The organism is Streptomyces tritici, from assembly GCF_048500665.1.
GTDB lineage: Bacteria > Actinomycetota > Actinomycetes > Streptomycetales > Streptomycetaceae > Streptomyces > Streptomyces tritici.
Genome location: NZ_CP183183.1, coordinates 5,697,973 through 5,717,314 on the forward strand (window position 1 = coordinate 5,697,973; position 19,342 = coordinate 5,717,314).

At 73.8% G+C, this 19,342-nt stretch carries 19 protein-coding genes; 11 read left to right on the plus strand and 8 right to left on the minus strand.

The window, feature by feature from the left end:
• The first annotated feature begins 42 nt into the window (after positions 1-42).
• Positions 43-999 carry a fibronectin type III domain-containing protein gene (locus tag ACNJ93_RS26115; protein ID WP_418959887.1) on the plus strand — a complete coding sequence of 319 codons (957 nt, stop codon included), beginning with the start codon at positions 43-45 and terminating at the stop codon, positions 997-999.
• 90 nt (positions 1,000-1,089) lie between these two features.
• The gene (locus ACNJ93_RS26120; RefSeq protein ID WP_418959888.1) at positions 1,090-2,601 is read left to right on the plus strand and encodes a hypothetical protein; all 1,512 of its coding nucleotides are present in this window, start codon (positions 1,090-1,092) and stop codon (positions 2,599-2,601) included.
• A gap of 31 nt (positions 2,602-2,632) precedes the next feature.
• Here the strand turns inward: ACNJ93_RS26120 and ACNJ93_RS26125 are convergent, their stop codons facing one another.
• From ACNJ93_RS26125 to ACNJ93_RS26135, 3 genes are all read right to left on the minus strand, one after another.
• On the minus strand, positions 2,633-3,784 hold the full coding sequence (locus tag ACNJ93_RS26125) for a GDSL-type esterase/lipase family protein (protein ID WP_418959889.1): 1,152 nt from the start codon (positions 3,782-3,784) through the stop codon (positions 2,633-2,635).
• Between the two features lie 257 nt (positions 3,785-4,041).
• The gene (gene aceB / locus ACNJ93_RS26130) at positions 4,042-5,664 is read right to left on the minus strand and encodes a malate synthase A (RefSeq protein ID WP_418959890.1); all 1,623 of its coding nucleotides are present in this window, start codon (positions 5,662-5,664) and stop codon (positions 4,042-4,044) included.
• A gap of 227 nt (positions 5,665-5,891) precedes the next feature.
• Positions 5,892-6,530 carry a nucleotidyltransferase family protein gene (locus ACNJ93_RS26135; RefSeq protein WP_418959891.1) on the minus strand — a complete coding sequence of 213 codons (639 nt, stop codon included), beginning with the start codon at positions 6,528-6,530 and terminating at the stop codon, positions 5,892-5,894.
• 171 nt (positions 6,531-6,701) lie between these two features.
• Between ACNJ93_RS26135 and ACNJ93_RS26140 the strand changes: the two genes are divergently transcribed.
• Positions 6,702-7,004 (plus strand): DUF5955 family protein, encoded by a 303-nt coding sequence (locus ACNJ93_RS26140; protein WP_418959892.1) that lies wholly within the window; start codon positions 6,702-6,704, stop codon positions 7,002-7,004.
• A 44-nt stretch (positions 7,005-7,048) separates the two neighbouring features.
• On the opposite strand, the gene ACNJ93_RS26145 is transcribed toward ACNJ93_RS26140, so the two are convergent.
• Positions 7,049-7,675 carry a response regulator gene (locus ACNJ93_RS26145; protein ID WP_418959893.1) on the minus strand — a complete coding sequence of 209 codons (627 nt, stop codon included), beginning with the start codon at positions 7,673-7,675 and terminating at the stop codon, positions 7,049-7,051.
• Positions 7,672-8,847 carry a sensor histidine kinase gene (locus ACNJ93_RS26150; RefSeq protein WP_418959894.1) on the minus strand — a complete coding sequence of 392 codons (1,176 nt, stop codon included), beginning with the start codon at positions 8,845-8,847 and terminating at the stop codon, positions 7,672-7,674. Before ACNJ93_RS26150 ends, ACNJ93_RS26145 begins: the two co-directional genes overlap by 4 nt.
• A 112-nt stretch (positions 8,848-8,959) precedes the next feature.
• Between ACNJ93_RS26150 and ACNJ93_RS26155 the strand changes: the two genes are divergently transcribed.
• Both ACNJ93_RS26155 and ACNJ93_RS26160 read left to right on the plus strand, forming a co-directional pair.
• Complete coding sequence (locus ACNJ93_RS26155; protein ID WP_418959895.1) at positions 8,960-10,045, plus strand: ABC transporter permease; 1,086 nt, start codon at positions 8,960-8,962, stop codon at positions 10,043-10,045.
• A complete protein-coding gene (locus tag ACNJ93_RS26160; protein ID WP_418959896.1) occupies positions 10,042-10,722 on the plus strand; it encodes an ABC transporter ATP-binding protein in 681 nt (226 codons plus the stop codon). The genes ACNJ93_RS26155 and ACNJ93_RS26160 overlap by 4 nt, the downstream gene beginning before the upstream one ends.
• A 119-nt stretch (positions 10,723-10,841) precedes the next feature.
• Here ACNJ93_RS26160 and ACNJ93_RS26165 read toward each other — a convergent pair whose 3' ends face one another.
• Positions 10,842-11,651 carry an IclR family transcriptional regulator gene (locus ACNJ93_RS26165; protein ID WP_418959897.1) on the minus strand — a complete coding sequence of 270 codons (810 nt, stop codon included), beginning with the start codon at positions 11,649-11,651 and terminating at the stop codon, positions 10,842-10,844.
• 248 nt (positions 11,652-11,899) lie between these two features.
• Between ACNJ93_RS26165 and allB the strand changes: the two genes are divergently transcribed.
• Positions 11,900-13,234: an allantoinase AllB gene (gene allB, locus ACNJ93_RS26170; RefSeq protein WP_418959898.1), complete on the plus strand. Its 1,335-nt coding sequence runs from the start codon at positions 11,900-11,902 to the stop codon at positions 13,232-13,234.
• Positions 13,231-14,352, plus strand: a complete 1,122-nt coding sequence (gene alc / locus ACNJ93_RS26175; protein WP_418961528.1) for an allantoicase — start codon at positions 13,231-13,233, stop codon at positions 14,350-14,352. Before allB ends, alc begins: the two co-directional genes overlap by 4 nt.
• A gap of 98 nt (positions 14,353-14,450) precedes the next feature.
• Here the strand turns inward: alc and ACNJ93_RS26180 are convergent, their stop codons facing one another.
• A complete protein-coding gene (locus ACNJ93_RS26180) occupies positions 14,451-15,182 on the minus strand; it encodes an SDR family oxidoreductase (RefSeq protein ID WP_418959899.1) in 732 nt (243 codons plus the stop codon).
• Positions 15,183-15,372: 190 nt separating this feature from the next.
• Here ACNJ93_RS26180 and ACNJ93_RS26185 point away from each other — a divergent pair, with 190 nt between their 5' ends.
• Positions 15,373-15,984: a dihydrofolate reductase family protein gene (locus ACNJ93_RS26185; protein WP_418959900.1), complete on the plus strand. Its 612-nt coding sequence runs from the start codon at positions 15,373-15,375 to the stop codon at positions 15,982-15,984.
• Positions 15,985-16,091: 107 nt separating this feature from the next.
• Entirely contained in the window at positions 16,092-17,015 is a 924-nt protein-coding gene (locus ACNJ93_RS26190; RefSeq protein WP_418959901.1) for a DMT family transporter, read from the plus strand.
• Positions 17,016-17,063: 48 nt separating this feature from the next.
• On the opposite strand, the gene ACNJ93_RS26195 is transcribed toward ACNJ93_RS26190, so the two are convergent.
• Positions 17,064-17,285, minus strand: a complete 222-nt coding sequence (locus ACNJ93_RS26195; protein WP_418959902.1) for a hypothetical protein — start codon at positions 17,283-17,285, stop codon at positions 17,064-17,066.
• Positions 17,286-17,442: 157 nt separating this feature from the next.
• On the opposite strand from ACNJ93_RS26195, the gene ACNJ93_RS26200 reads away from it, so the two are divergent.
• On the plus strand, positions 17,443-18,657 hold the full coding sequence (locus tag ACNJ93_RS26200) for a sensor histidine kinase (RefSeq protein WP_418959903.1): 1,215 nt from the start codon (positions 17,443-17,445) through the stop codon (positions 18,655-18,657).
• Complete coding sequence (locus ACNJ93_RS26205) at positions 18,654-19,340, plus strand: response regulator (RefSeq protein ID WP_418959904.1); 687 nt, start codon at positions 18,654-18,656, stop codon at positions 19,338-19,340. Before ACNJ93_RS26200 ends, ACNJ93_RS26205 begins: the two co-directional genes overlap by 4 nt.
• The last annotated feature ends 2 nt before the right edge of the window (positions 19,341-19,342 follow it).

Sequence of the window (19,342 nt, forward strand, 5' to 3'; positions counted from 1 at the left end):
GCGATATAGGTCTGGACCAACTCGACGGACGGAGGCCCTCCGGTGCAACGCCCGCTCACGGCAAGTCTGTTGACCGCCGCCGTGCTCGCCCTCGCGTCCTGCTCGTCCGCCCCCGCCCCCGACACCCGCGCCCCCACCGCCCCCCGTGGCGTCACCGCCCAGTCGGGCAGCGCGACCAGCGTGCACGTGATGTGGCGCGCCTCCGCCGACGACCGGGGCATCGCCGCGTACGAGGTCCACCAACGGGGCCGCAAGGTCAAGGAGGTCCCGGCGACCACGCTCATGACCGACGTGGAGGGCCTCGCCCCCGACGCCGACTACGCCTTCACCGTCCTGGCCCGCGACGCCGCCGGCAACCGCTCCCCGCACAGTACGAGCGTCCCCGTCACCACCCTCCCCGCCAGGCCCGCGGACCGCACGCCCCCGACCCGCCCCACCGCCCTCACCGGCCGGGCCACCGGCCCGCGCACCGCCACCCTCACCTGGCGCGCGGCGAAGGACGACGACGCGGTCACCGCCTACGACATCCACCAGGCCGGCACCCGCATCCACACGGTCCCGGGCACGGCGACCAGCGCGACGCTCACCGCCCTGCGCCCCGGCACCATCTACACCTTCACCGTCCGGGCCCGCGACGCGGCGGAGAACAGCTCCCCCGACAGCCCCGCACTCGACGTCACCACCCCCGGCGGCGCGATCCCCACCTCGACGGCCCCCACGAACCTGACGGCGACGGCCCGCCCGGGCTCCGTCACCCTCACCTGGACCCCGCCCCGCACGGGCGGACCGCCGGTCACGGAACACCAGCTCCACCTCGACGGCCGCCTCACGACCACCATCGTCTGGGGCGCCGCCCCGCCCCCCGGCCGGGCCACCTACACCTTCACCACCCAGGACCCGCCCGGCACCCGCTACACCGTCACCCTCCGCGCCAGACTCCCCGACGGCACCTGGGGCGCCTTCTCCGCCCCTCGCACGGTGACCCTGCCCGCCACGTGAGGCGCGGGGACCTCACGTCGACGTCACCACTGCGGGTGATCGACGTCCGGAAACACGCGGGCGGCGGCGGGCGGATCTACCCTGCGAAGAGTGACCGGCACCGTGTTTCTCCACAGCGGGCTCGACGTGTTCCTCGAAGGGACGCCCGGCCTCCGTGATCCTTCCTTCGACCGCGCCGCCGACGCCGTACTCGGGCTGCTGGCCCTGCGCGGGGCCGAGCGCAGGAGCGGGCTGCCCGAGCCGACCCCGGAACTCGCCCGGCGGGTGCTGGTCGAGGACCTGCCCCGGTACGTGTGCGCGGATCCCGAGGAGCTGGCCGTCTACCCCGCCGTGCTGGTCGCGCTCACGCAGCGCGTGCGGGAGGCCCGGCGGCTGAACGCGAAGCGGCAGGCGCGGATCGTGGCCGCGGTCGAGGAGGCGGTGCCCGACTTCGAGCGGGCCATGCGGGACCCCGGCAACCTCACCTGGCCGCGCTGGTACGCCTCGCTGCTGCGGGCGGACGGCGTCGACCCCGGCGACCCCGACGCCGTACGCGCCTGGCTCGCGGCCCTCGGCGGCGCGCCGCGGCCCCCGGCCGGGCTGCACCGGGCCGACCTGATGAACCGCAGCCGCCTGGCGAACACCATGCTCGCCGAGGCGCTGACCGCCGCGTACCTCCGGGACGCCGAGGCGCCCCCCGGCGCGGGTCCGCTGCTGGACGCGGAGAACGTCGCGCACGGGGTGGAGCACCTGGCCGCGCGGCTCGTGGACCGGTGGACCGCGGCGGGCCTCGCCGAGGCCTTCGAGGGCCCTCACGCGCACCTCGCGCCCGGCCCCGACGCGTTCCCGCACCTCGTGCTCGCCGACATGATGCTCGACCACCACCTCGACTACTACGGGGACTCGAGCGTCCCGCTGCCCCCGCCGCCGGTGCCGATGACCCTCCCGCCCGAGGAGGTGGAGGCCGGCGCGGATCTGCTCGCCACGGCGGTGGAGGAGATGAAGGCGGAGACGGGCGGGCTGTACGACGCCGACGCCGACCACCTGCTGTACGTGATGTACGAGCGGGGCTGCCTCCCCGAGTCGGTGGCCCGCACGGCGGCCGACTACGAGGGCTGGACGATCGACCTGCGCCTGGAGGAGGCCCCCGTCGACGTCCCCCCGGACACCGGCCACCCGTACGTCGTGCCGTCCGCGGCGGAACTCGCCCGGCTCACCGGCGTCGACCACGTCACGGACGAGGAACGGGCCGAGCTCGAGCCGGCGGCCCGGGCGCTCGCCGGGACGATCGACCGGCTGGCGGGCACCGGCATGGTCTTCCGCTCCGGGGACGCCTGCTGCCTCACCCCGCGGGGCGTCGAGGTGGTCCGCTACCTGCTGCGCGCCGGCTGGGTGACCGCCCCGGACACCGACGAGGTCCTCGGCTGGGATGCCCGTACCGTGGCCGGAGCGGCCGTCCGCTGGCCCGCGCCCGTGGCGCAGCGCGTCCTCGCCGCATGGCTGCGCGCACGCGGCAGGACCGCCGAGGCCCGGTCCGGGCTGACCTCCGCGGTCACCGCTGTCGGCCCCGCCGGCCGCGGCCTCCTCCGATTGCTGGACGAGGGGGAGGACTCCTCTGGCTGAGGAGTCCTCCCCCTTCCCTCGCGCCGCGCCGCTACAGCCCCGTCAGGTACATCCCCGACGTCCCCGCGCCCGCCGTGTTCCGGCAGCTGTAGTTGCCCGTCGGCTGGGCGTGGATGAGGGAGAGGCAGCGGCCCAGGGCTTGCTGGCCGTAGTAGTTGGGGTGAACGTTCTCCTGGATCGGACCCTGCGTCTCGTTCTGGTCGATCCAGCGGGCCCACTCGCTCGTCGTGCCCGAGGCGGGGACCGTGGAGCTGACCAGCTTCGAGGACTTCGCGCAGACCTCCCGGCCCTGGAGCATGTCGCGCAGGTCCAGGAACTGCGCGCCCTTCGCCGCGGCGACGGCCTTCAGACGGTTGGCGATCTGCGGGACCAGCGAGTCGCGGGCCCAGTCCGAGTCCTTGTTCCAGAAGGGGCAGCCGCCCGTGTTGGTGCGGGTCCAGCCGCTCTCGGAGTAGCGGTTGTCGGCGCCCCGGGGGATCGGGGACGGGTACGACTGGAGGATCACGCGGTACTGCGAGGAGGCGTAGCCGGCCGCGCTCATCACCGCGCGGATCTCGTCCACCGACTTGCCGACGTTCGCCATCACGCCGTCGATCTTCGCGTCGACCGCGACCTGCTGGTCGTCGTGGCAGTACGAGTACCAGACGATGTAGTCCGTCGCGCAGTTGCGGATGATGTCCGCGAAGCCCAGGTCGTTGCCGCCCACCGAGAGCACGATCGTCCGGACGTCGTGGGAGCGGGCGATCGTCGCCAGCTGGTCCGCCTGCGGGGCCTCGCCCTTGTACGCGACGCCGCCGTTCGAGGCGCGGAAGACGTTCTGCGTGGTGGCGCCCGAGCAGGCCAGGTTGATCACGGCGTCGGCGATCGCGCCCGCGCTGCGCACCTCGGAGGAGTCGGAGCGGTGACAGCCGTTGGCCGCCGTCGTGCCGTACACGCGGCTCGGATCGTATGCGGTTCCGGTCCAGGCCCGGTCCGTGCCGTCGCGGCCGCCGGTCGTCGTCAGACTGTTGCCCTTCCAGCGCCCGGCCTCGCCGGAGATGTAGCTGTCGCCCATGGCGACGACGGCCGTGGGGCCCGAGCCGGGGCTCGCGGCGGAGGGGGAGACCCCTGCCGTGAACAGGCCGCACGTGGCGAGCGAGAGGGCCAGCAGGCCGCGGGCGACGCGATGACGGGGGTAGGGCATGGCTGTGCTCCTGCGGTGCGCAGTGACGTGGGGGACAGCCGCCGGCCGGTGGCATGGCGGAATCTCGCATGTCGTGGCTTGTTACCGCTAGGTAGCGTCAGGTTTCGCTTTCGTCACGGAGGTGACCGGTAAGTAGGTCCGGAAATCGGGCGGGTGGGCCCGGATGGGCGGATGCGAAAGATCCGCCCGGGCGAACGAGAACCGCCCCCGGTGCTGTGCGACACCGGGGGCGGGAACTGGTCGGCTGGCTGTGCGGGTCAGCCGACCAGCTGGTCGTAGGCGGGGAGGGTGAGGAAGTCGGCGTAGTCGGCGTCCAGGGAGACGTGCAGGAGCAGGTCGTGGGCCTGCTGCCACTTGCCGGACGCGAAGGCCTCCTCGCCGATCTCGGCGCGGATCGCGGCGAGCTCCTCGGCGGCGACGGCGCGCGCCAGCTCGGGGGTCGCCTTCTCGCCGTTCTCGAACTCGACGCCCGCGTTGATCCACTGCCAGATCTGCGAGCGGGAGATCTCCGCCGTGGCCGCGTCCTCCATCAGGTTGAAGATCGCGACCGCGCCGAGGCCGCGGAGCCACGCCTCGATGTAGCGGATGCCCACCTGGACCGCGTTGCGCAGGCCCTCGTACGTCGGCCGGGCGTCGAGCGAGGCGATGTCGATGAGCTCCGGGCCCTCGACGTGGACGTCCTCGCGCAGCCGGTCCTTCTGGTTCGGCCGGTCGCCGAGCACGGCGTCGAAGGAGGCCATGGCGATCGGGACCAGGTCGGGGTGGGCGACCCAGGAGCCGTCGAAGCCGTCGCCGGCCTCGCGGTCCTTGTCGGCCTTGACCTTCTCGAACGCGACCTTGTTGACCTCGGCGTCCTTGCGGGACGGGATGAAGGCCGCCATGCCGCCGATCGCGTGCGCGCCGCGCTTGTGGCAGGTGCGGACGAGGAGTTCGGTGTACGCCCGCATGAACGGGGCCGTCATCGTGACCGCGTTGCGGTCCGGCAGCACGAACTTCGCCCCGCCGTCACGGAAGTTCTTGACGATGGAGAAGAGGTAGTCCCAGCGGCCCGCGTTCAGCCCCGCCGCGTGGTCGCGCAGCTCGTAGAGGATCTCCTCCATCTCGTACGCGGCCGTGATCGTCTCGATCAGGACGGTGGCGCGGACGGTGCCCTGCGGGATGCCGACGTAGTCCTGCGCGAAGACGAAGATGTCGTTCCAGAGGCGGGCCTCCAGGTGCGACTCCGTCTTCGGGAGGTAGAAGTACGGGCCCTTGCCCAGGTCGATCAGGCGCTGGGCGTTGTGGAAGAAGTACAGGCCGAAGTCGACCAGGGCGCCGGGGACCGGGCGGCCCTCGAAGGTCAGGTGGCGCTCCTCGAGGTGCCAGCCGCGCGGCCGCATCACGACGGTGGCGAGCTCCTCGGCCGGCTTCAGGGCGTACGACTTGCCCGACCGCGGGTCGGTGAAGTCGATGTTCCGGGTGTACGCGTCGATCAGGTTGAGCTGGCCGAGGACCACGTTCTCCCAGGTGGGGGCGGAGGCGTCCTCGAAGTCGGCGAGCCACACCTTCGCGCCGGAGTTCAGCGCGTTGATGGTCATCTTGCGGTCGGTCGGACCGGTGATCTCGACCCGGCGGTCGTTCAGCGCCGCCGGGGCGGGAGCGACCTTCCAGGAGTCGTCGGCGCGGATCCCGGCCGTCTCCGGCAGGAAACCGAGCGTCGAGGTGCGGGCGATCTCGGCGCGGCGCTCCGCCCGGCGGGCGAGGAGCTCGTCCCGGCGCGGCGTGAAGCGCCGGTGCAGCTCCGCCACGAAGGCGAGGGCGGCGTCGGTCAGCACCTCCTCCTGCCGGGGCAGGGGAGCCGCTTCGACGACTGCCAGGGGGGACGGCGCTGGTGCGGACATGAACTGTCACTTCCTTCAGCGGACTTCACGGGCGGTGCCTTTCGGCCGCCGGGCGTCGTCATATGGCACGCGGTGCCACAGGCGCCGAGATACGGCCGGGAGCGCCGTCACGGGCGATCGGGCGCTTCTGAACAGTGGATACTAGTTTCCTTATTGTGGAAGTTCAATCGTTTGTTGATATCGAGATTCTTTGGGTCGACAGAACGTGGCGCTGGGTGCCACCTCCCTCACTCAAGGTGCGCCAGATCCGCCTCCGTGTCGATGTCGTACGGCTCGGCCACATCCGAACAGTCCACGAGGGTGATCGCATCCCGGTGCGCCCGCAGGTACGCCCGGGCCCCCTGGTCCCCGACGGCGCCCGCCGCGACCGCCGCCCAGCGGTCCGCGCCGAACAGCACCGGATGCCCCCGCCGCCCCCCGTACGAGGCCGCCGCCAGGTCCGCGCGCGAGCGGTACGCCGACCGGACCCGGGCCACCGCCCGCGCGCCGATGCCCGGCTGGTCCACCAGACCCACCAGCACCGCGTCCAGGGCGGCCCCGTCCAGGGACGCCAGGCCCGCCCGCAGCGAGGAGCCCATGCCCTGCGCCCACTCCGGGTTCTCCACCAGGACGCAGCCGGGGAGCGCCGCCCGCTCCCGTACGCGCTCGGCCGACGCGCCCAGCACCACGTGCACCACCGCGCAGCCGCCCTCCCGGAGCGCGGCCGCCGCGTGCTCGACCAGCGGGCGGCCGCGGTGCGGCAGCAGGGCCTTCGGCCGGCCGCCGAGGCGCCGGCCCGCGCCGGCCGCGAGCAGCAGACCCGCGATGCGGGGACGGGCCGGAGCGGGGTGGCGTGCGGTGGCGTTCACCGCACCTGCATACCGCATGAACCCGTGGAAATCGCCCGCCGAATTCGGTCACCGGAGTGGCGCCGAGGGTGCGCGATGGCGTTAACTGGCGACGACCCCCGGCGCCTGACCACCGTTCGCAGGGTCCGTTCGGTGTGAACTGCACAGCGTGCACGAGGGCGTGCGAGGGGGAGAGCTTTGTTGCGGAGCATGGGGCAGCAGCAGGTGACCGGAGGCGGACAGGACCCGAGGGTGCCCGCCCTGCGGGCGGCCGTGTCCCGACTGCGGCGCGAACTGGCCGGTTACCCGGTCGAGTTCGCCGACCGCGGGATCGCCGAGGACGAACTCGCGGCGATGGACGCCATGGCCGTCGGCGGTGTGCCCGAGATACGGCGGCTGCGCCGCTCGCTGCTGCTGGTGGCCGGTTCGGTCGGCTCGGTGAGCGCCCTCTCCGGCGCCCTGACCGCCGTCCGCGACGCCGTCGAACTCTTCGGCGAACCGCCCCGCGCCTGACGCCCGAACGGCCTGACGCCGGATCAGCCGGTGCCGCCGGACCGCTATCGCCGGATCAGCCGTCGTTCCCGGGCCGTGGCCACCGCCGCCGTGCGCGAGTCCACGCCCAGCTTGGCGTAGATGTGCACCAGATGGGACTTCACCGTCGCCTGGCTCAGGAACAGCGCCTTGCTGATCTGCAGGTTCGACAGGCCCTCGCCCACCAGCTGCAGCACCTCCAGCTCCCGCTTGGTCAGCGCCTCCGCCGGCGTGCGCATCCGGTCCATCAGCCGGTGCGCCACCGCCGGCGCCAGTGCCGACTGGCCGGCCGCCGCCGTGCGGACCGCCGCGGCCAGTTCCTCCGGCGGAGCGTCCTTCAGCAGGTAGCCGGCCGCCCCGGCCTCCACCGCCGCCAGGATGTCCGCGTCCGTGTCGTACGTGGTGAGGACCAGGACCCGCGGCCCGCCGGCCCGGGAGGTGATCGCCGCGGTCGCCTCCGAGCCGTGCATCCCCGCGCCGAACTGCAGGTCCATCAGCACCACGTCCACGCCCCCGGCGGCGGCGCGCGCCACCGCGGCCTCCGCCGTGGCGGCCTCGGCGACGACCTCGAAGTCCGGTTCCGTGTCCAGGACCGCGCGCAGCCCGGCCCGTACCACCGGATGGTCGTCGGCCAGCAGCAGACGGATCGTCACGACCGTCCTCCCGTGCTCCTCAGCGGCAGCGTCACCGCGATCGCCGTGCCCTGGCCCGGGCCCGACTCCACCGTGAACGTCCCGCCCAGCGACTCCGCCCGCGCCCGCATCGCCGGCAGCCCGAACCCGCCCTCGGAGCAGGGCGCCACGGAGGCCGGGTCGAAGCCGCGGCCGTCGTCCACCACGTCCAGCGTCACCGAGGCGTCCATGAACGTCAGCGTGATCTCGGCCCGCGACGCGCCCGCGTGCCGCACCGTGTTCGCCAGTGCCGACTGCGCGATCCGCAGCAGCGCCACCTCGTACGGCGTCGGCAGCTCCGCGGGCGTCCCGCTCACCGAGAACCGGACGCGCGGCCCGCCCGGCCCGGCCCGCCCCGGCTCGCACAACCGCTCCAGGGCCCCCGCCAGCGAGCCGTGCTGCAGGTCCGGCGGCGACAGCTCGCGGACGAACCGCCGCGCCTCCGCCAGGTTGTCCTGGGCGGCCCGCCGGGCCCGCTCGATGTGCGCGGCCGCCGGGGCGCCCTCCGGCAGGGTCCGCTCCGCCGCCCGCAGCAGCAGCTGGATCGACGAGAGGCCCTGCGCCAGCGTGTCGTGGATCTCCCGGGCCAGCCGCTCCCGTTCCGCCAGCGTGCCCGCGTGCCGCTCGGCCGCCGCCAGCTCCGCGCGGGTCGCGATCAGCTCCTCGACCATCCGCCGCCGCCGCTCGCTCTCCCGGTACAGCGTCTGGTAGCCCAGCACCGTCGCCACCGCCACCGCCGCCCCCAGCAGCGGCCCGATGAACACCCCCGGGTTCAGCGCCGAACCGTGCCCCAGGTACGAGCCGATCGCCGCGCCCGCCGTCAGCGTCACCGCCGGCAGCGACCAGCGCACCGGCAGCAGATGCAGCTGGAGGAAGTACAGCGGGAACGCCATCCACAGCCCCTCCGGCGTCAGCCACAGCAGCACCAGCCAGCACGCGCACAGCGCCGCCAGCCACAGCGCGGCCCCCCGCTGCGACCCCCGGACGGCCGGGAGCGCCGAGCCCGCCGCGTACACCGCGCCCGTGACCACCGCCGCGGCCACCCCGGCGCCGCTCTCCGACCGGATCGCGGCCAGCGCCAGCAGACCGGCCGCCAGCAGATGCAGACACACGCGGAGCACGCGCAGGGCAGGGGTGAGCGAACGGGGATCCATGATGCGACCAGCCTAGGCGCGGGCCGACAATCCGGACTCAACCGAAAGTTTGATTGCGGAGCCATCCGTGGCGCGATGCCCGCGTGCCGCCCGGCGCAGCAGGCTGGTGACCATGTTCGTGGCATGGAGAGACCTGAGATTCGCCAAGGGGCGCTTCACACTGATGGGCACGGTGGTCGTCCTGATCACGCTGCTCGTCGCACTGCTGTCGGGGCTGACCGCCGGGCTCGCGCGGGAGAACATCTCCGCGATCACCGGCCTGCCCGCCGACCGGCTGGCCTTCGCCGCGCCCCCGTCCGGACAGTCGGTCTCCTTCACCAACTCGACGGTCGGCGAGCGACAGTGGCGGCAGTGGGCCGAGCGGCCCGGCGTGACCGCCGCCGCGCTCGGCATCCGCACCCTCAACGCCTCCGCCGGCGACCGCACCGCGGCCGTCTCGGCCTTCGGCTCGGAGCCCTCCGCCCGGCTCGCCCCCGAGAGCGCGCGGCTCGCGCCCGGGCGGGTCGTGCTCTCCGCCTCGGCCGCCGAGGAGCTGGCGGTCGCGGAAGGCGACGCCGTGCGCCTCGGGCCGCTGGACGCGACGGTCGCGGCGGTCGCCGGGGACGCCTCGTACAGCCACACGCCCGTCGTGTGGACCACGCTCGCCGACTGGCAGCGCTTCGGGAGCCCCGGCCCGGCCGGCGACGGGGCGCAGGCCACCGTCATCGCCCTGCGCACCGCCGCGGGCGCGGACCTGGCGGCCGGCGACGAGGCCGCGGGCACCGAGACGCGGACCCTCGACGGGGCGCTCACCGCCATAGGGTCCTACCAGGCGGAGAACGGCTCGCTGCAGCTGATGCGCGGCTTCCTCTTCGTCATCTCCGCGCTGGTGATCGGAGCCTTCTTCACGGTGTGGACGATCCAGCGCAGCGGCGACGTGGCCGTCCTGAAGGCGCTGGGGGCGTCCACCCCGTACCTGCTCAGGGACGCGCTCGGCCAGGCGGTGCTGATGCTGACGGCCGGCACCCTGCTCGGCACGCTGCTCGCCGTGTCCTTCGGGGCGCTGATCAGCGGCGGGAACGTGCCCTTCGTCCTCGAACCCCTGACCGTCCTCGGTCCGGCCGCCGTGATGATCGTCCTCGGCGTGCTCGGCGCCGCCCTGTCCATCCGGCGGATCACCGCCGTCGACCCGCTGACCGCGCTCGGGAGCGCCCGATGAGCCTTCTCCTCGATGACGTGACCCTGACCTACCCCGACGGCGACGGGCGGCTCACCGCCCTGGACGCCGTGAGCCTGGAGGTGCCCGCCGGCGTGCTCACCGCGGTGGTGGGCCCGTCCGGCTCGGGCAAGTCCAGCCTGCTCGCGGTCGCCGCCACCCTGGTGACCCCGGACCGCGGCCGGGTGATGGTGGCCGGCACGGACACCGCGGCGCTGGACGCGGCCGGCCGCGCGGCGCTGCGGCGCGAGCGCATCGGCATCGTCTTCCAGCAGCCCAACCTGCTCGCCTCCCTGACGGCGGTGGAGCAGCTGCAGGTGATGGCGCACCTGTCCGGGGCGAAGCCGAAGGCGGTACGGGACCGGGCCCTGGCGCTGCTCGACGCGGTCGGCCTCGCCGGGCAGGCGGACCGCCGGCCGCACCAGCTGTCCGGCGGCCAGCGGCAGCGGATCAACATCGCGCGGGCCCTGATGAACGAGCCCGACCTGCTCCTGGTCGACGAACCCACCAGCGCGCTCGACCACGAGCGCGGGGCCGCCGTCGTCGGCCTCCTCGCCACCCTCACCGAGGAGCGGGGCACGGCGACCGTCCTGGTCACGCACGACCGCACGCACCTGGACCGGACCGACCGGGTCGTCACCGTGCGGGACGGCCGGCTGTCGGAGCGCGCCAGGGTCTGACCCGGGCCTCGGACCCCGGCCTCCGACCCCGGGCCCGCCGGCCCGGCGGAGGTACCGGTACGAAAAAGCGCCGGCCGGGATCACCCCGCCGGCGCTTCCGTGTCCGCCCGTACGTCGCCTCAGGCGGCGCCGTTGCCCGCGGTGTTCGCGAGGGCCGCCGACAGCTCCTGCGCGACCTCCTGGAGCACCGGGACGATCTTGTCCGTCGCCGCGACCGTCACCCGGCCGGCCGGACCCGAGATGGAGATGGCCGCCGCGGTGGGGGAGTTCGGGATCGGCACCGCGAGGCAGCGGACCCCTATCTCCTGCTCGTTGTCGTCGACCGCGTAGCCCGCCTCGCGGACCGCCGCCAGGGCGTCGAGGAAGCCCTCCGGGGTGGTGATCGTCTTCTCGGTCGCGGCCGGCATCCCCGTCCGGGCGAGCAGCGCGCGCACGTCCTCGGCGGGGGCGTGCGCGAGGAGCGCCTTGCCCACGCCGGTGGAGTGCGGCAGCACGCGCCGGCCGACCTCGGTGAACATGCGCATCGAGTGCTTGGACGGCACCTGCGCCACGTACACGACCTCGTCGCCGTCGAGCAGCGCCATGTTCGCCGTCTCGCCGGTCTCCTCGACGAGCCGGGCCAGGTACGGCCGGGCCCAGGTGCCGAGCAGGCGGGAGGCGGACTCGCCGAGCCGGATCAGCCGGGGGCCGAGCGCGTAGCGGCGGTTCGGCTGCTGGCGGACGTACCCGCAGGCGACCAGCGTGCGCATCAGGCGGTGGATGGTGGGAAGCGGCAGCCCGCTGCTCGCGGAGAGTTCGCTGAGGCCGACCTCGCCCCCGGCGTCGGCCATGCGCTCCAGGAGGTCGAAGGCACGCTCAAGGGACTGGACGCCGCCGCTCGCTGCGGCGGGCTTGGCGGCGTCGGTGGTGCTGGCGCTGGACGTCGGCACGTCAACGGTCCTTTCGAGGCAGGCGGGCAAGGCAGCAGCCTACCGGGCCGTTCCCCCCGACACACGGCCCCGGTGTCGGTTACGTTCTACTGTACGAAATCCGTCTTCCACTTCATGGAAACCTCCAAGAGGGCCCGCGTGGGCCCCATGCTGGAGGGGGAGCTCTTGACGCCGTCTCGTCCGGAGTGAAAACTCCTTCAACAGTTCGTTGAATTTCTGCTTCGCAAGAATCGTGAGAAGGGGTACGGGTGGACGTCAACCTGGTCCTGCGCTCGACGCGCGTCATCACCCCCGAGGGAACCCGTGCGGCGTCGGTCGCCGTGTCCGGCGGGACGATCGCGGCGGTCCTGCCCTACGACGCCGAGGTGCCGGCCGGCGCGCGGCTGGAGGACTTCGGCGACGACGTGGTCCTGCCCGGCCTGGTCGACACCCACGTGCACGTGAACGACCCGGGCCGCACGGAGTGGGAGGGCTTCTGGACCGCCACCCGCGCCGCCGCCTCCGGCGGCATCACGACCCTCCTCGACATGCCGCTCAACTCCCTGCCGCCGACCACGACGGTCGAGCACCTGCGGATCAAGCAGGACGTGGCGCGCAGCAAGGCCCACATCGACGTCGGCTTCTGGGGCGGTGCGCTGCCCGACAACGTCAAGGACCTGCGCCCGCTGCACGACGCCGGCGTCTTCGGCTTCAAGTGCTTCCTGTCCCCGTCCGGCGTGGACGAGTTCCCGCAGCTCGACCAGGAGCAGCTGGCGGCCTCGCTGGCGGAGATCGCCGGCTTCGGCGGCCTGATGATCGTGCACGCCGAGGACCCGCACGAACTGGCCGCCGCGCCCCAGCGCAGCGGGGAGAAGTACAGCGACTTCCTGGCGTCCCGGCCCCGGGTCGCGGAGAACACCGCGATCGAGAACCTGATCAACCAGGCCCGCCGCCTGTCCGCCCGCGTCCACGTCCTGCACCTGTCCTCCTCCGACGCCCTCCCGCTCCTCGCCGCGGCGAAGGCGGAAGGCGTCCGGGTCACGGTCGAGTCCTGCCCGCACTTCCTCACCCTCACGGCCGAGGAGATCCCGGACGGCGCGACCGAGTTCAAGTGCTGCCCCCCGATCCGCGAGGCGTCGAACCAGGACGCGCTGTGGCAGGGCCTGGCCGACGGCACGATCGACTGCATCGTCTCCGACCACTCGCCCTCCACCGCCGACCTGAAGACCCCCGACTTCGCCTCCGCGTGGGGCGGGATCTCCTCTCTCCAGCTCGGCCTGCCCGCGATCTGGACCGAGGCCCGCCGCCGCGGCCACACCCTCGAGGACGTCGTCCGCTGGATGTCCACCGCCCCCGCCCGCCTCGCCGGGCTGACGGCCAAGGGAGCGATCGAGCCGGGCAAGGACGCCGACTTCGCCGTCCTGGACCCCGAGGCGACGTTCACCGTCGACCCGGCCGAACTCCAGCACCGCAACCGCGTCACCGCCTACGCCGGCAAGACGCTCCACGGCGTCGTCACCTCCACCTGGCTCCGCGGCGCCCGCATCCACCACCGCGGCACCCTCACCGACCCCACCGGCCGCCTCCTCGAAAGGAACCACTGACCGTGACCGGCATACCTTCGTTCACCGGTGACGCCAGCCCCTACGGCGGCGGCGACCCGTACGCGGACTACCGCACCGCGGACTTCCCCTTCACCGAGTACGCCGACCTCGCCGACCGCCGCCTCGGCGCCGGCGTGATCGCCGCCAACGACGAGTTCTTCGCCGAGCGCGAGAACATGCTCAAGCCCGAGCCGGCCGAGTTCGACCCCGAGCACTTCGGCCACAAGGGCAAGATCATGGACGGCTGGGAGACCCGTCGCCGGCGCGGCGTCTCCGCCGCCCAGCCGCACCCCACCGAGGACGACCACGACTGGGCCCTCGTCCGCCTCGGCGCGCCCGGCGTCGTCCGCGGCATCGTCGTCGACACCGCCCACTTCCGCGGCAACTACCCGCAGGCCGTGTCCGTAGAGGCGACCTCCGTACCCGGCTCCCCGTCGCCCGAGGACCTCCTCGCCGACGACGTGAAGTGGACGACCCTCGTCCCGCGCACCGCCATCGGCGGCCACGCCGCCAACGGCTTCGCCGTCGACGTCGAGCAGCGCTTCACCCACCTGCGGGTCAACCAGCACCCCGACGGCGGCATCGCCCGGCTGCGCGTGTACGGCGAGGTCGCCCCGGACCCGCGCTGGCTGTCGGTGCTCGGCACCTTCGACCTCGCGGCCCTGGAGAACGGCGGCCGCGTCGAGGACGCCTCCGACCGCTTCTACTCGCCGGCCACCAACACCATCCAGCCGGGCCGCTCCCGCAAGATGGACGACGGCTGGGAGACCCGCCGCCGCCGCGACAAGGGCAACGACTGGATCCGCTACTCCCTGGCGGCCGAGTCCGAGATCCGCGCGGTCGAGATCGACACCGCCTACCTCAAGGGCAACAGCGCCGGCTGGGCGGCCCTGTCGGTGGCGGCCGAGGGCTCCGAGGACTGGACGGAGATCCTGCCCCGCACCCGCCTCCAGCCCGACACCAACCACCGCTTCGTACTCGACACGCCCGCGGTCGGCTCCCGGGTCCGGATCGACATCTACCCCGACGGCGGCATCTCCCGCCTCCGCCTCTTCGGCTCCCTGACCGAGCACGGCGCGGCGCGGCTGGCCGCCCGCCACCAGGAACTGGGCGGGTGACGACACCCCGCCCGGCACGCGAGGACGCACCGGCCCGACAGCACCGGTGCGTCCTCGCGCCACTTCGTACGCCGCGCCGCCGGCGCTTCTCGTACGCCCTACGCCGCGTGCCCGCCGTCCACCGCGAACTCCGCGCCCGTCACGTACGCGGCGTCCGCGCCCACGAGGAACGCCACCATCGCCGCGACCTCCTCGGCCCGCCCGAAGCGGCCGAGCGCGGTCATGGCCGCCTGGCCCTCCGCGTACGGGCCGTCCGCCGGGTTCATGTCGGTGTCGGTCGGACCGGGGTGGACGATGTTCGCGGTGATCCCGCGCCCGCCCAGCTCCCGCGCCAGCGCCTTCGTCAGCCCGACCAGCGCCGCCTTGCTCGTCGTGTACAGCGTGCCGCCGGGGCCGGGCACCCGCTGGGTCATGCAGGTGCCGATCGTGACGATCCGGCCCCCCTCGCCCATGCGCGCGGCCGCCGCCTGGGAGGCGAGGAAGACGCCCCGGACGTTCACCGCGAGCACCCGGTCCACGTCCGCCAGGCTCAGCGTCTCCAGCGGGCCGAGCACGCCGACGCCCACGTTGTTGACCAGGACGTCGAGGCCGCCCAGCGTGTCCGCGGCCCAGTCGACCGCGCCGGCCGCGTCCCCGGCGTCGGCCGAGTCCGCCCGCAGGGCGTACCCGCGGCGGCCCGCCGCCTCGACGCCCCGGACGACGTCCTGGGCCGCCTCCTTGTCCCGTACGTACGTGAAGGCGACGTCGGCGCCCTCCCGCGCGAGCCGCAGCGCCGTCGCCGCGCCCATGCCCCGGCTGCCGCCCGTGACCAGGACCTTCTTGCCGTTCATCGCGTACCTCCGCAGAAGAATGAGTAACGGTTGCGGGTTCAAGGAAACGCGGGAACGGGTGGCGGGGCTGGCGGGAATCGGACGCCGATGATCGTGGGCCGGCGGCCGTCGCGGGGCTGCCGATGACTTTCGCCGAGCGGTGGAGTCGACCCTTCTGGGACACGATGGACCGGAAGAGAAAGGCAGCGCGATGGCCACCCTCAGCCTCACCCAGTTCCTCTCCCTCGACGGCGTCGTCCAGGCCCCCGGCGGCCCGGACGAGGACACCCGCAGCGGCTTCGAACAGGGCGGATGGAGCGTCCCGTTCGGCGACGAGGACTTCATCGGGTACGTCACCGAGATCTTCGAGCGGCCCACCGCCTTCCTGCTCGGCCGCCGCACCTACGAGATCTTCGCGGGCTACTGGCCCGACCACGAGACCCCGGGCGACCCGATCTCCACCAAGCTCAACGCCCTGCCCAAGTACGTCGCCTCCACCACGCTGACCGAGGCGGACTGGTCCGGGGCCAGCGTCATCCAGGGCGACGTGATCAAGGAGGTCGCCGCGCTCAAGGAGCGCACCGACGGCGAGATCCAGATGCACGGCAGCGCGGGACTCGCCAAGTCCCTGATGCGGCACGACCTGATCGACAGAATGCACCTGCTGTACTTCCCGGTCGTGCTCGGCGAGGGGATCCGGCTGTTCGCCGACGGCGCCCGCCCGACCGCCTTCCGGCTCACAGACTCCCGGACCACGGGCTCCGGGGTCGCCATGCTCACGTACGAGCTGACCGGCCGGCCCGCGTACGGCACGTACGAGTGAGCCGCCGAAACGTGTAGCCACCACAGGTTTCCGCCGGGTACGGTGATCGCCCCGCGTGCGAGCCGCCGAAGTCTCCACCCCGATCTCCGAGTTGGAGCAGGCCGCCCGTGTCCTCGATCGCCGCCCCCGTCCCCCTGTCCGCGCCCCGCCGCGCCTGGCTCACCGACCTCCCGGTCCTGCTCGTCGCCGTGGTCTGGGGCGCCAGCTACCTGGCCGCCAAGGGCATCACGACCACCCACACCGTGGTCGCCGTGCTGGTGCTGCGCTTCGCGGTCGTCCTGCCGGTCCTGGTCGCCGCCGGATGGCGCCGGCTGCGCGCGCTGAGCGCCGCGCAGCTGCGCGGTGCGGCCGTCCTCGGGCTGATCCTGGCCGGGATCTTCCTCCTGGAGACGTACGGGGTCGTCCACACCTCCGCCACCAACGCCGGCCTGATCATCAGTCTGACGATGATCCTCACCCCGCTCGCCGAGGCCGCCGTCACCCGCACCAGGCCGCCCCGTGCCTTCCTGGCCGCCGCCGGGCTCTCCGTGTCCGGCGTGGTGCTGCTGACCCAGGGCGGCGGCTTCACCGCCCCCTCCCTCGGCGACCTGCTGATGCTGCTCGCCGCCGTCGCCCGTACCGTCCACGTGCTCGCGATGGCCCGGATCAAGGCGGTACGGAGCGCGGACTCGCTCTCCCTGACCACCGTCCAGCTCGGCGGCGCGGTGGCGGTCTTCGCCCTGCTCGCCGCCGTCCCCGGCACCGGCGCCTCGCCCTGGAGCGTCGCCCTCGGCTTCGGGCCGCGCGAATGGGCCGGGCTGATCTTCCTCTCCGTCTTCTGCACGCTGTTCGCGTTCTTCGTGCAGATGTGGGCCGTCCGCCGCACCTCCCCGTCCCGCGTCAGCCTGCTGCTCGGCACCGAGCCCCTGTGGGCGGCGGCCGCGGGCATCGCCCTCGCGGGCGACCGCCCCGGCGTCCTCGGGCTCCTCGGCGCCGTGCTCGTCCTCACCGGCACCACCTGGGGCCGCCGCGCGGCCGAGCAGCACCCGTAGCCTCAGCGTCCCTCACGCCTCAGGCGTCCCTCACGCCTCAGGCGTCGCTCACCTCTTCGCCACTCGGTCCGAGACGATCATGAGGACCACGCCGAGGACCGCGAGGACGATGTTCGCGAAGAGGGCCCGGTCCTCCAGGAACCAGATGTGCTCCGTGAGGTGCCGGGTGATGCCCATGAACCGGAACCAGCCGCCGGTCAGCTCGCGGATCACCCCGCAGACGCCGACGATCGTGATCAGGAAGCCCGCCGTCTCCAGAAACTTCTTCATGCGGCGATCATGATCCGCGCCGGGCCGGCCCCGCGTCGGCCGAGGGGCCACCGGCGGGCGACGGAAGTAGCGGACCGCCGCGACTTTGGTATCGGCTTCGGGCGGACGCGGCGGCTCCGACCGGCCGCACGGCTCCCGCCTGCGTACGTTGGACCGTATGACACGTACGGACCGCCTCGCCTGGCTGCTGCCGTCGGCCATGGCCGAGCCCCCGGCCGAGGGGGCGGGCCGGCCGCGGCGGACCGTGCGGGACTGGGTCGTCGACACCACCCTGTTCCTGCTCGCCGCCTTCGTCGGGCTGCTCGCCGCCGAGACCAGCGCCCAGTACAACGACGGGGCCGTGGTGATCGCCGACCAGCTCGCGGGGGCCGCGGCCTGCTGCGCCCTGTGGCTGCGCCGGCGCTGGCCGGTCGGGCTCGCCGTGGCGCTGTCGCTCGTCAGCGTCGTCGCGCCGGTGGCCGGCGGGGCCATGCTGGCGAGCCTGTTCAGCGTGGCCGTCCGCAAGCCGTTCCGCGAGGTCGCCTGGATCGGCACCGTCGCGTTCGCCGGCTCCGTCGTCCAGGTCTTCGTCCGGCCGGACCCCGAGATCGGCCGCTGGATGTCGATCGTCCTCGGCTTCGTCCTGATCCTCCTCGTCACCGCCTGGGGCATGCTCGTGCGCTCCCGCCGCCGGCTCGTCGAGGCGCTGCGCGAGCGGGCCCGGCGGGCCGAGGCCGAGGCGGAGCTCCGCGCCCAGCAGGCCCAGCGGCTGGCCCGGGAGGCGATCGCCCGCGAGATGCACGACGTGCTGGCGCACCGGCTCACCCTGCTCAGCGTCCACGCCGGCGCCCTGGAGTTCCGGCCCGACGCCCCGCCCGAGCAGGTCGCCCGCGCCGCCGGCGTCATCCGGGACAGCGCCCACGAGGCCCTGCAGGACCTCCGCGAGATCATCGGCGTCCTGCGCGCCCCCGGCGACCGGCCGGGGGAGGAGAATCGGCCGCAGCCGACGCTGGAGACCCTCGGCGCGCTGGTCGACGAGTCCCGGCAGGCCGGGATGAAGGTCGCCCTCGACTGCGCGCTCGACGACTCCGCCGCCGTGCCCGTCGCCACCGGGCGCACCGTCTACCGCATCGCCCAGGAGGGCCTGACCAACGCGCGCAAGCACGCCCCCGGCGCCGAGGTCACCGTCACCGTCCGCGGCCGGCCCGGCGAGGGCCTCACCGTCGACGTCTCCAACCCGCCGCCCGACGGACCCGTCCCGCCCGTCCCCGGCTCCGGGCAGGGACTGATCGGGCTCACCGAACGCGCCCTGCTCGCCGGCGGCCGGATGACGCACGGCCCGGCCCCCGACGGCGGCTTCGCCCTGCACGCCTGGCTACCGTGGCCCGCATGACCATCCGGCTGCTCATCGTCGACGACGACCCGCTGGTCCGCGCGGGCCTCACCCTCATGCTCGGCGGCGCCGAGGACATCGAGATCGTCGGCGAGGGGACCGACGGCCGGGACGTCCCCGCGCTCGTCGACCGGCTCGTCCCCGACGTCGTCCTCATGGACATCCGGATGCCACACGTCGACGGGCTCACCGCCACCGAGCGGCTGCGCGCCCGGCCCGGCGGGCCCGAGGTCGTCGTGCTCACCACCTTCCACGCCGACGAGCAGGTGCTGCGCGCCCTGCGGGCCGGCGCGGCCGGCTTCGTCCTCAAGGACACCCCGCCGGCCGAGATCCTCGCCGCCGTGCGCCGCGTCGCGGCCGGCGACCCGGTGCTCTCCCCGGCGGTCACCCGCCAGCTGATGAGCCACGTCGCCGCGCAGCGGCCGGCCGGGGACCCGGAGCGGAACCGCCGCGCCGCGGCCGCCGCACGGCTGGCCGAACTCGCCGAGCGGGAACGGGAGGTGGCCCTCGCGGTGGGCCGCGGCGCCTCCAACGCCGAGATCGCCGCCGCCCTCTACATGAGCCTGCCGACCGTGAAGACCCACGTCTCGCGCATCCTCGCCAAACTGGGCCTCGACAACCGTGTCCAGATCGCCCTGTTGGTGCACGACGCCGGCCTGTCGGAGCAGGAGGACGGGATCTAGGC